9 protein-coding genes are annotated in these 11252 nt (G+C 70.4%); 8 read left to right on the top strand and 1 reads right to left on the bottom strand.

Annotation, left to right across the window (positions count from 1 at the left end):
* Positions 1-60: 60 nt before the first annotated feature.
* Entirely contained in the window at positions 61-561 is a 501-nt protein-coding gene (bldD, locus tag ACFWBW_RS40550; protein WP_069929708.1) for a transcriptional regulator BldD, read from the bottom strand.
* A gap of 240 nt (positions 562-801) precedes the next feature.
* On the opposite strand from bldD, the gene pyrR reads away from it, so the two are divergent.
* The 8 genes from pyrR (at position 802) to pyrF (ending at position 11109) form a co-directional block, all read left to right on the top strand.
* Complete coding sequence (gene pyrR, locus ACFWBW_RS40545) at positions 802-1407, top strand: bifunctional pyr operon transcriptional regulator/uracil phosphoribosyltransferase PyrR (protein ID WP_385384547.1); 606 nt, start codon at positions 802-804, stop codon at positions 1405-1407.
* Between the two features lie 150 nt (positions 1408-1557).
* Positions 1558-2541: an aspartate carbamoyltransferase catalytic subunit gene (locus ACFWBW_RS40540; protein ID WP_385384543.1), complete on the top strand. Its 984-nt coding sequence runs from the start codon at positions 1558-1560 to the stop codon at positions 2539-2541.
* Positions 2542-2758: 217 nt separating this feature from the next.
* On the top strand, positions 2759-4045 hold the full coding sequence (locus ACFWBW_RS40535) for a dihydroorotase (protein ID WP_385384540.1): 1287 nt from the start codon (positions 2759-2761) through the stop codon (positions 4043-4045).
* Positions 4042-4626, top strand: a complete 585-nt coding sequence (locus ACFWBW_RS40530) for a hypothetical protein (RefSeq protein ID WP_385384537.1) — start codon at positions 4042-4044, stop codon at positions 4624-4626. The genes ACFWBW_RS40535 and ACFWBW_RS40530 overlap by 4 nt, the downstream gene beginning before the upstream one ends.
* Entirely contained in the window at positions 4623-5771 is a 1149-nt protein-coding gene (gene carA, locus ACFWBW_RS40525; protein ID WP_385384534.1) for a glutamine-hydrolyzing carbamoyl-phosphate synthase small subunit, read from the top strand. Before ACFWBW_RS40530 ends, carA begins: the two co-directional genes overlap by 4 nt.
* Positions 5764-9072, top strand: coding sequence for a carbamoyl-phosphate synthase large subunit (gene carB / locus ACFWBW_RS40520; protein ID WP_385384531.1), 3309 nt, complete (start codon positions 5764-5766; stop codon positions 9070-9072). Before carA ends, carB begins: the two co-directional genes overlap by 8 nt.
* A 79-nt stretch (positions 9073-9151) precedes the next feature.
* Complete coding sequence (locus ACFWBW_RS40515) at positions 9152-10261, top strand: quinone-dependent dihydroorotate dehydrogenase (protein ID WP_385384528.1); 1110 nt, start codon at positions 9152-9154, stop codon at positions 10259-10261.
* A 5-nt stretch (positions 10262-10266) separates the two neighbouring features.
* Complete coding sequence (pyrF, locus tag ACFWBW_RS40510; RefSeq protein ID WP_385384526.1) at positions 10267-11109, top strand: orotidine-5'-phosphate decarboxylase; 843 nt, start codon at positions 10267-10269, stop codon at positions 11107-11109.
* Positions 11110-11252 lie beyond the last annotated feature (143 nt).

Raw genomic sequence — 11252 nt, 5'->3', positions numbered from 1 at the left:
GCCGGGAGCCTGTCGGCTCCCGGCACCCACCGGTAAACGTTTCTGCTGAGGCCTGGGGGACTAGATGTCCTCGTGCGCCACCGCGCGACGCGCGTCCGCGTCCAGCACGCCCCAGCTGATCAGCTGCTCGGTCAGGACCGAGGGCGACTGGTCGTAGATGACGGCGAGGGTGCGCAGGTCGTCCTGGCGGATCGAGAGCACCTTGCCGTTGTAGTCGCCGCGCTGGCTCTGGATGGTCGCGGCGTAACGCTGCAGCGGACCGGCCTTCTCGGCGGGCACGTGGGCCAGGCGCTCCAGGTCCAGGCGCAGCTTCGGCGGCGGCTCGGCCGCTCCGCCGGGGGTCGTACCCGGCAGCAGTTCCTGCACCGGAACCCCGTAGAAGTCCGCCAGCTCGGCAAGACGCTGGACGGTCACGGCGCGGTCTCCGCGCTCGTAAGAACCGACCACCACGGCCTTCCACCGGCCCTGGGACTTCTCCTCGACACCATGGAGGGAAAGGCCCTGCTGGGTGCGGATGGCGCGGAGCTTGGCCCCGAGCTGTTTGGCGTATTCGCTGGACATAACGCTCCCGGACGCTGTGACGACATGACCACGTGCGGCTCCGCCGCGCGGCTGGTAACTCACTGTGAGGTTACGCAGCGTTACTTGGATGCGTCAAGCCGAATGGTCTCCAACGCCCACGTAAGAGGGGTCCTGGTCTGCCCCGATGCCGGCTCGCGGGAATCCCCCTGGTACCGTGGAACGCGTACATCCGACGTCCTTTAAGGTCCGTCCCGTGAGGCGGAGAAGGAGGTCCTTTTCATGGACACTCAGCACGATCAGCAGGACCAGCGGGATCAGAAAACGGCTGCCGACGTCATGCGCCCCGTTCTCGAAGCGCAGGACATCGCCCGCGTCCTGACCCGCATCGCCCACGAAATCGTCGAACGCGCCAAGGGCGCCGACGATGTGGTGCTCCTCGGCATTCCCACCCGCGGCGTCTTCCTCGCCCGCCGGCTGGCTGCCAAGCTCGAAGAGATCACCGGTGCGAAGATCCCGGTCGGCTCCCTCGACATCACCATGTACCGCGACGATCTGCGGATGAAGCCCGCCAGGGCGATCGGCCGCACCGAGATTCCCGGCGACGACATCGACGGCCGCCTGGTCGTCCTCGTCGACGACGTTCTCTTCTCCGGCCGCACCATCCGCGCCGCCCTCGACGCCCTCGGCGACCTCGGCCGCCCCCGCGCGGTGCAGCTCGCGGTCCTCGTCGACCGCGGCCACCGCGAACTGCCGATCCGCGCCGACTACGTCGGCAAGAACCTCCCCACGTCGCTGCGGGAGAACGTCCAGGTCCAGGTCCAGGAGGAGGACGGCCGCGACGCCGTGCTGCTCGGCCAGCGGACCGACCGGGCAGCCGGGCAGTAGCCCCCGACGACGGCCGGGCCCCTCGGGGTCCGCGCCGGAGCCTGCCCTGCCCGCACCCCCAGCCAGCCCGTCCGCCCTCCCACGGCTTCGACCTCACCAGGGCTTTGACCTCACCACGGCTTTGACCTCAACGACTTACGGAGCACCCGGATGAAGCGCCACCTCATCTCGGCCGCCGATCTCACGCGCGACGATGCCGTCCTGATCCTCGACACCGCCGAGGAGATGGCCCGCGTCGCGGACCGGCCGATCAAGAAGCTGCCCACCCTGCGCGGCCGCACGATCTGCAACCTCTTCTTCGAGGACTCGACCCGGACCCGGATCTCCTTCGAGGCCGCCGAGAAGCGCCTTTCCGCCGATGTCATCAACTTCGCGGCCAAGGGTTCCAGCGTCTCCAAGGGCGAGTCCCTCAAGGACACCGCCCAGACCCTGGAGGCCATGGGCGTGGACGCGGTCGTCATCCGCCACCACGCCTCCGGCGCCCCCTACCGCCTCGCCACCTCCGGCTGGATCGACGCCCCGGTGATCAACGCCGGCGACGGCACCCACGAGCACCCCACCCAGGCCCTGCTCGACGCCTTCACCATGCGCCGCCGCCTCGTCGGCAAGGACCTCGGGCTCGGCAAGGACCTGAACGGCCGCCGGATCACCATCGTCGGCGACGTCCTGCACAGCCGGGTCGCCCGCTCCAACGTCCACCTGCTGCACACCCTCGGCGCCCAGGTCACCCTGGTGGCCCCGCCCACCCTGGTGCCCGTCGGCGTCGAGGCCTGGCCGTGCGAGATCTCGTACAGCCTGGACGAGGTGCTGCCGAAGTCCGACGCCGTGATGATGCTGCGCGTGCAGCGCGAGCGGATGAACGCCGCCTTCTTCCCCACCGAGCGCGAGTACTCCCGCCGCTACGGCCTGGACGGCGCCAGGATGGCCCGTATGCCCGAGCACGCCATCGTGATGCACCCCGGCCCGATGGTCCGCGGCATGGAGATCACCGCCGAGGTCGCCGACTCCGACCGCTGCACGGTCATCGAGCAGGTCACCAACGGCGTCTCGATCCGCATGGCCGTCCTGTACCTGCTGCTCGGCGGTAGCGAGCCCGCTACCGCCATGCGCACGCGCACCGAGGAGAGCAATTGACGTCCTCCCGGACCCGTAGGGCCGGGATTCCCGGCCGGAGCCGGAGGTTCACGCATCCGACTCCCGGTTGCCCGGTGCCTTGCCGCCGAAACGACTGCGCGTGCGGTTCACCGCCCGTCCGGCGGCAGAGGCTCGAAACGCTTGCGTCCGGCCGTGATGCACACTATCGGACTGGTGACGCTGAGCGCCACCTCGACCACAGAATGCGACTGAGCACATGAGCAAGATCCTTATCCGTGGCGCGAAGGTACTCGGTGGCGAGGCGCAGGACGTCCTGATCGATGGCGAGACCATCGCCGAGGTCGGTCAGAACCTGAGCGCCGAGGGTGCGACCGTCATCGAAGCCGCGGGCCAGGTCCTCCTCCCCGGCCTCGTCGACCTCCACACCCACCTGCGCGAGCCCGGCCGCGAGGACTCCGAGACCGTCCTCACCGGCACCCGCGCCGCCGCCTCCGGCGGCTACACCGCCGTCTTCGCCATGGCCAACACCTTCCCCGTCGCCGACACCGCCGGCGTCGTCGAGCAGGTGTGGCGCCTGGGCAAGGAGTCCGGCTACTGCGACGTACAGCCCATCGGTGCCGTCACCGTCGGCCTGGAGGGCAAGCAGCTCTCCGAGCTGGGCGCCATGCACGAGTCCGCCGCCCGCGTCACCGTCTTCTCCGACGACGGCAAGTGCGTGGACGACGCCGTGATCATGCGCCGCGCCCTGGAGTACGTGAAGGCCTTCGGCGGCGTCGTCGCCCAGCACGCCCAGGAGCCCCGCCTCACCGAGGGCGCCCAGATGAACGAGGGCATCGTCTCCGCCGAGCTCGGCCTCGGCGGCTGGCCGGCCGTCGCCGAGGAATCGGTCATCGCCCGCGACGTCCTGCTCGCCGAGCACGTCGGCTCCCGCGTCCACATCTGCCACCTCTCCACCGCCGGCTCCGTCGAGATCATCCGCTGGGCCAAGTCCCGCGGCATCGACGTCACCGCCGAGGTCACCCCGCACCACCTGCTCCTCACCGACGAGCTCGTGCGCTCGTACAACCCGGTCTACAAGGTCAACCCGCCGCTGCGCACCGAGGCCGACGTCCTGGCCCTGCGCGAGGCGCTCGCCGACGGCACGATCGACATCGTCGCCACCGACCACGCCCCGCACCCGCACGAGGACAAGGACTGCGAGTGGGCCGCCGCCGCCATGGGCATGGTGGGCCTGGAGACCGCGCTCTCCGTCGTCCAGCAGACGATGGTGGAGACCGGACTGCTCGACTGGGCGGGCGTCGCCGAGCGCATGTCCTTCGCCCCGGCGCGCATCGGCAGCCTTCCGAACCACGGACGCCCCGTCTCGGCAGGTGAACCCGCGAACCTGACCTTGGTCGATACCTCGTACCGTGGTGTCGTGGACCCCGCACACTTCGCCTCCCGCAGCCGCAACACGCCTTACGAGGGCCGTGAGCTGCCGGGGCGCGTCACTCACACCTTCCTGCGGGGCCGGGCAACGGTCGTGGACGGGACGCTGGCGTGACACCTGCAGTAATCCAACTGGCCGCCGAGGCCGCCGGGCGACAGTCGGCGGAGGTGACGGACTGGGGCGCCCGCATCGCGTGGGTGATCGGTCTGCTCGTCTTCATCGCCTTCGTGTACTGGCTGATGCGGCAGGGCTGGAAATGGCGCGGCACCCTGCAGAGCGATCTGCCGGAGCTGCCCGCCGCCCCCGGCGGTCTCCCCGAGCACCGGCTGGCCCTGACCGGCCGGTACCACGGGTCCACCACCGCCGGGCAGTGGCTCGACCGGATCGTCGCCCACGGACTGGGCGTCCGCAGCCGGGTCGAGCTCGCGCTCACCGACGCGGGCCTCGACGTGGTCCGTCCGGGTGCCACCGACTTCTTCGTACCGGCCGCGCAGCTGCGCGGCGCCCGCCTCGACAAGGGAATCGCGGGCAAGGTACTCACCGAGGGCGGTCTCCTCGTCGTCACATGGGCGCACGGCGACAGGCTGATCGACTCCGGATTCCGCTCCGACCGCGCGGCAGAACACGCCGCATGGGTCGAAGCGATCAACGACATGAACCACTCAATCACCACGACGGAAGGCGCCGAACGATGACGACCTCCACCAGGGGAGCAGCCAAAGCTCCCGCCGTACTCGTCCTGGAGGACGGTCGGATCTTCCGCGGCCGCGCCTACGGCGCTGTGGGGGAGACCTTCGGCGAGGCCGTGTTCTCCACCGGCATGACCGGCTACCAGGAGACCCTCACCGACCCGTCGTACCACCGGCAGGTCGTCGTGATGACCGCCCCGCACGTGGGCAACACCGGCGTCAACGACGAGGACCCCGAGTCCTCCCGCATCTGGGTCGCCGGATACGTCGTACGCGACCCCGCCCGCGTCCCCTCCAACTGGCGCTCCGTGCGCTCGCTGGACGAGGAGCTCGTCAAGCAGGGCGTCGTCGGGATCTCCGGCATCGACACCCGCGCCCTGACCCGCCACCTGCGCGAGCGCGGCGCCATGCGCGTCGGCATCTTCTCGGGCGAGGCCTGGGAGGGCGTGCGCGACGCGGCGCTGCTGGCCAAGGTCCAGGCCGCCCCGCAGATGAAGGGCGCCGACCTCTCCGCCGAGGTCTCCACCAAGGAGACGTACGTCGTCCCCGCGATCGGTGAGAAGAAGTTCACCGTCGCCGCCGTGGACCTCGGCATCAAGGGCATGACCCCGCACCGGATGGCCGAGCGCGGCATCGAGGTGCACGTGCTCCCCGCCACCGCCACCGCCGAGGACGTGTACGCGGTCAACCCCGACGGCGTGTTCTTCTCCAACGGCCCGGGCGACCCGGCCACCGCCGACCACGCGGTCTCCGTCATGCAGGGCGTCCTCGCCCGCAAGACCCCGCTCTTCGGCATCTGCTTCGGCAACCAGATCCTGGGCCGCGCGCTCGGCTTCGGCACGTACAAGCTGAAGTACGGCCACCGCGGCATCAACCAGCCGGTGCAGGACCGCACCACCGGCAAGGTCGAGATCACCGCGCACAACCACGGCTTCGCCGTGGACGCGCCCCTCGACAAGGTCTCGGAGACCGCCTACGGCCGCGCCGAGGTCTCCCACGTCTGCCTGAACGACAACGTCGTGGAAGGCCTCCAGCTGCTCGACCAGCCGGCCTTCTCCGTCCAGTACCACCCCGAGGCGGCCGCCGGCCCGCACGACGCCGCGTACCTCTTCGACCGTTTCGTGAATCTGATGGAGGCCGAGCGTGCCTAAGCGCACCGATATCCAGTCCGTCCTGGTCATCGGCTCCGGCCCGATCGTCATCGGCCAGGCCGCCGAGTTCGACTACTCCGGGACCCAGGCCTGCCGCATCCTCAAGGCCGAGGGCCTGCGGGTGATCCTGGTGAACTCCAACCCCGCCACGATCATGACCGACCCGGAGATCGCCGACGCCACGTACGTCGAGCCGATCACCCCCGAGTTCGTCGAGAAGATCATCGCGAAGGAGCGCCCGGACGCGCTGCTCCCGACCCTCGGCGGCCAGACCGCGCTGAACACCGCCATCTCCATGCACGAGCAGGGTGTGCTGGCGAAGTACAACGTCGAGCTCATCGGCGCCAACGTCGAGGCGATCAACAAGGGCGAGGACCGCGACCTCTTCAAGGGCGTCGTCGAAGCCGTCCGCGCCAAGATCGGCTACGGCGAGTCCGCGCGCTCGGTCATCTGCCACACGATGGACGACGTCATCCAGGGCGTCGACACCCTCGGCGGCTACCCCGTCGTCGTGCGCCCCTCCTTCACCATGGGCGGCGCCGGCTCCGGCTTCGCCCACGACGAGGACGAGCTGCGCCGCATCGCCGGCCAGGGCCTGATGCTCTCCCCGACCACCGAGGTGCTCCTGGAGGAGTCCATCCTCGGCTGGAAGGAGTACGAGCTGGAGCTGATGCGCGACACCAAGGACAACGTCGTCGTCGTCTGCTCCATCGAGAACTTCGACCCGATGGGCGTCCACACCGGCGACTCCATCACCGTCGCCCCGGCGATGACGCTCACCGACCGCGAGTACCAGCGGCTGCGCGACATCGGCATCGCGATCATCCGCGAGGTCGGTGTCGACACCGGCGGCTGCAACATCCAGTTCGCGATCGACCCGGTCGACGGCCGTGTCATCGTCATCGAGATGAACCCGCGCGTCTCGCGCTCCTCGGCGCTCGCGTCGAAGGCCACCGGATTCCCGATCGCCAAGATCGCCGCCAAGCTGGCCATCGGCTACACGCTCGACGAGGTCCCCAACGACATCACCGAGAAGACGCCGGCCTCCTTCGAGCCGTCCCTCGACTACGTCGTCGTCAAGGCCCCGCGCTTCGCCTTCGAGAAGTTCCCGCTCGCCGACGCCACCCTCACCACCACCATGAAGTCGGTGGGCGAGGCCATGGCCATCGGCCGCAACTTCACCGAGGCCCTGCAGAAGGCCCTGCGCTCGCTGGAGAAGAAGGGCTCGCAGTTCACCTTCGTCGGCCCCACCGGCGACAAGGAAGAGCTCCTCACCACCGCGGTCCGCCCCACCGACGGCCGCATCAACACCGTCATGCAGGCCATCCGCGCCGGCGCCACCCAGGAAGAGGTCTTCGAGTACACGAAGATCGACCCCTGGTTCGTCGACCAGCTCTTCCTCATCAAGGAGATCGCGGACGAGCTGGCCGCCGCCGACAAGCTCTACCCCGAGCTGCTCGCCGAGGCCAAGCGCCACGGCTTCTCCGACTTCCAGATCGCCGAGATCCGCGGCCTGCGCGAGGACGTCGTCCGCGAGGTCCGCCACGCGCTCGGTGTCCGCCCGGTCTACAAGACGGTCGACACCTGCGCCGCCGAGTTCGCCGCGAAGACCCCGTACTTCTACTCGTCCTACGACGAGGAGTCCGAGGTCGCCCCGCGCGAGAAGCCCGCGGTCATCATCCTGGGCTCCGGCCCGAACCGCATCGGCCAGGGCATCGAGTTCGACTACTCCTGCGTCCACGCCTCCTTCGCCCTCAGCGACGCGGGCTACGAGACCGTGATGGTCAACTGCAACCCGGAGACCGTCTCCACCGACTACGACACCTCCGACCGCCTGTACTTCGAGCCGCTCACGCTCGAAGACGTGCTGGAGATCGTCCACGCCGAGTCGCTCGCCGGCCCGATCGCGGGCGTCATCGTCCAGCTCGGCGGCCAGACCCCGCTGGGTCTCGCCCAGGCGCTCAAGGACAACGGCGTTCCCGTCGTCGGCACCCCGCCGGAGGCCATCCACGCCGCCGAGGACCGCGGCGCCTTCGGCCAGGTCCTCGCCGAGGCAGGCCTGCCCGCCCCCAAGCACGGCACCGCCACCACCTTCGCCGGCGCCAAGGCCATCGCCGACGAGATCGGCTACCCCGTCCTCGTACGCCCCTCGTACGTGCTCGGCGGCCGCGGCATGGAGATCGTCTACGACGAGGACCGGCTGTCCTCCTACATCGCCGAGTCCACCGAGATCTCGCCGACCCGCCCCGTGCTGGTCGACCGGTTCCTCGACGACGCGATCGAGATCGACGTCGACGCCCTCTACGACGGCACCGAGCTCTACCTCGGCGGCGTCATGGAGCACATCGAGGAAGCCGGCATCCACTCCGGCGACTCGGCCTGCGCCCTGCCCCCGATCACCCTCGGCGGCTACGACATCAAGCGCCTGCGCGCCTCCACCGAGGCCATCGCCAAGGGCGTCGGCGTCCGCGGCCTGATCAACATCCAGTTCGCGATGGCGGGTGACATCCTCTACGTCCTGGAGGCCAACCCGCGCGCCTCCCGGACCGTCCCCTTCACCTCGAAGGCGACCGCCGTACCGCTCGCGAAGGCCGCCGCCCGCATCTCGCTCGGCACCACCATTGCCGAGCTCCGCGAAGAGGGCATGCTCCCGAAGACCGGCGACGGCGGCACCCTGCCGCTCGACGCGCCGATCTCCGTCAAGGAGGCCGTCATGCCGTGGTCGCGCTTCCGCGACATCCACGGCCGCGGCGTCGACACCGTCCTCGGCCCGGAGATGCGCTCCACCGGCGAGGTCATGGGCATCGACTCCGTCTTCGGCACGGCGTACGCCAAGTCGCAGGCCGGCGCCTACGGCCCGCTGCCCACCAAGGGCCGCGCCTTCATCTCCGTCGCCAACCGCGACAAGCGCACGATGATCTTCCCGGCGCGCGAGCTCGTCGCCCACGGCTTCGAGCTGATGGCCACCTCCGGCACCGCCGAGGTCCTGCGCCGCAACGGCATCAACGCCACCGTCGTGCGCAAGCTCAGCGAGGGCGAGGGCCCGGACGGCGAGAAGACCATCGTCCAGCTCATCCACGACGGCCAGGTCGACCTGATCGTCAACACCCCGTACGGCACCGGTGGCCGCCTCGACGGCTACGAGATCCGTACGGCCGCAGTGGCGCGCGGGGTCCCGTGCCTCACCACGGTCCAGGCGCTCGCCGCGGCCGTCCAGGGCATCGACGCGCTCAACCGCGGAGACGTGGGCGTCCGCTCGCTCCAGGAGCACGCGGAGCGGCTCACGGCGGCCCGCGACTAGCAGCCCGTACGAAAGGGGGGCACCGGCGACAGCGACCGGTGTCCCCCCTTTCATGAGTGCCAAAGGGATATTTCGGACGATGTACAAACTGTTCTTCAACCTGGTCTTCAAGCGCATGGACCCGGAGCAGGCCCACTACACGGCCTTCCGCTGGATCCGCCTCGCCGCCCGCACCCCGGTGCTGCGCACCTTCGTCGCCGCCTACCTGGCCCCCCGGTACGCGTCCCTGCGCACCGAGGCCCTCGGGCTGCGGATGCACGGCCCCTTCGGGCTCGCGGCCGGCTTCGACAAGAACGCCGTCGCCATCGACGGCATGTCGATGCTCGGCTTCGACCACATCGAGATCGGCACCGTCACCGCCGAGCCGCAGCCCGGCAACCCGAAGAAGCGGCTGTTCCGGCTGGTCCCGGACCGCGCGCTGATCAACCGCATGGGCTTCAACAACGAGGGCTCGGCGGCCGTCGCCGAGCGCCTGGCCGCCCGCAACCCGGTCTTCAAGACGGTCGTCGGCGTCAACATCGGCAAGACGAAGGTCGTCCCCGAGGAGGAGGCCGTCGCCGACTACGTCGCCTCCACCGAGCGCCTCGCCCGGCACGCGGACTACCTCGTCGTCAACGTCTCCTCCCCGAACACCCCGGGCCTGCGCAACCTCCAGGCCACGGAGTCGCTGCGCCCCCTGCTGAGCGCCGTGCGCGAGGCGGCGGACCGCGTCGTGACCGACCGGCGGGTCCCGCTGCTCGTCAAGATCGCTCCGGACCTCGCGGACGAGGACGTGGACGCGGTCGCGGACCTGGCCCTGGAGCTGGGCCTGGACGGCATCATCGCGACGAACACGACCATCGCCCGCGAGGGCCTGGGCCTGAAGTCCGACCCCTCGCTGATCAAGGAGACCGGTGGCCTGTCCGGAGCCCCGGTCAAGGAGCGCTCCCTGGAGGTCCTGCGCCGGCTGTACGCCCGCGTGGGCGACCGGCTGGTCCTGGTCGGCGTCGGCGGCATCGAGAACGCCGAGGACGCCTGGCAGCGGATCCTGGCCGGCGCGAGCCTGGTCCAGGGCTACAGCGCCTTCATCTACGAGGGCCCCTGCTACGCCCGCGCCATCCACAAGGGCCTGGCAGCGCGCCTGGCCGCCAGCCCGTACGCGACGCTCGCCGAAGCGGTGGGCGCCGAAACCCGAAAGGCCGCGCTGTGACCTCTGTGACTTCTGTGATCCCCTTCGGTACGCGCCTGCGCGAGGCGATGGACGCCCGCGGGCCGCTCTGCGTGGGCATCGACCCGCACGCGGCGCTGCTGGCCTCCTGGGGCCTGAACGACGACGTCGCGGGCCTGGAGAAGTTCTCCCGCACGGTCGTCGAGGCGCTGGCCGACTCCGTCGCGGTCTTCAAGCCGCAGGCGGCGTTCTTCGAGCGGTTCGGCTCGCGCGGGATCGCGGTACTGGAGCAGACGGTGGCCGACGCCCGTGCGGCGGGCACGCTCGTCCTCATGGACGCCAAGCGGGGTGACATCGGCTCGACGATGGCCGCGTACGCGGAGACCTTCCTCTCGCCCTCCTCGCCGCTCTTCTCCGACGCGCTGACGGTGTCCCCGTACCTCGGCTACGGCTCGCTGAAGCCGGCCGTCGATCTGGCGCGGGAGTCGGGGGCCGGTCTGTTCGTCCTGGCCCTGACCTCCAACCCCGAGGGTGCGGAGGTCCAGCGGGCGGTACGGGAAGACGGCCGCTCGATCGGCGCGACGATGCTGGCGCACCTGGCGGCGGAGAACGCCGGGGCCTCCCCGATGGGCTCCTTCGGAGCCGTGGTCGGGGCGACGCTCGGGGACCTGTCCTCCTTCGACCTGGACATCAACGGGCCGCTGCTGGCCCCCGGCATCGGTGCGCAGGGCGCTACCGCGGCGGACCTCCCGGCGGTGTTCGGCGCGGCCGTCCGCAATGTCGTCCCGAACGTGTCGCGGGGCGTGCTGAAGCACGGGCCGGACGCGGCCGCGCTGCGGGCTGCCGCCCAGACCTTCGCGGACGAGATCCGCGCGGCCGTAGCGGCGTAGCCCTGCGGGGCTGTCCCCTACCCGCCCTTTCACCGTTCTCCGGGCTCCGCCCGGACCCTTCGCCGGGTGCGGCGCCGTTTCCGGGGGCCAGCCCCCGGACCCCCGCTCCTCAAACGCCGGAGGGGCTGGATACACCCAGCCCC

Origin of the sequence: Streptomyces sp. NPDC059957 (assembly GCF_042730015.1) — a bacterium.
GTDB lineage: Bacteria > Actinomycetota > Actinomycetes > Streptomycetales > Streptomycetaceae > Streptomyces.
This window is presented reverse-complemented; position numbering and strand designations above follow the sequence as displayed.

Coding starts and splice junctions, on each gene's coding strand:
- bldD (WP_069929708.1), bottom strand. CDS start 561: ATGTCCAGCGAATACGCCAAACAGCTCGGGGCCAAGCTCCGCGCCATC.
- pyrR (WP_385384547.1), top strand. CDS start 802: ATGGACACTCAGCACGATCAGCAGGACCAGCGGGATCAGAAAACGGCT.
- ACFWBW_RS40540 (WP_385384543.1), top strand. CDS start 1,558: ATGAAGCGCCACCTCATCTCGGCCGCCGATCTCACGCGCGACGATGCC.
- ACFWBW_RS40535 (WP_385384540.1), top strand. CDS start 2,759: ATGAGCAAGATCCTTATCCGTGGCGCGAAGGTACTCGGTGGCGAGGCG.
- carA (WP_385384534.1), top strand. CDS start 4,623: ATGACGACCTCCACCAGGGGAGCAGCCAAAGCTCCCGCCGTACTCGTC.
- ACFWBW_RS40515 (WP_385384528.1), top strand. CDS start 9,152: ATGTACAAACTGTTCTTCAACCTGGTCTTCAAGCGCATGGACCCGGAG.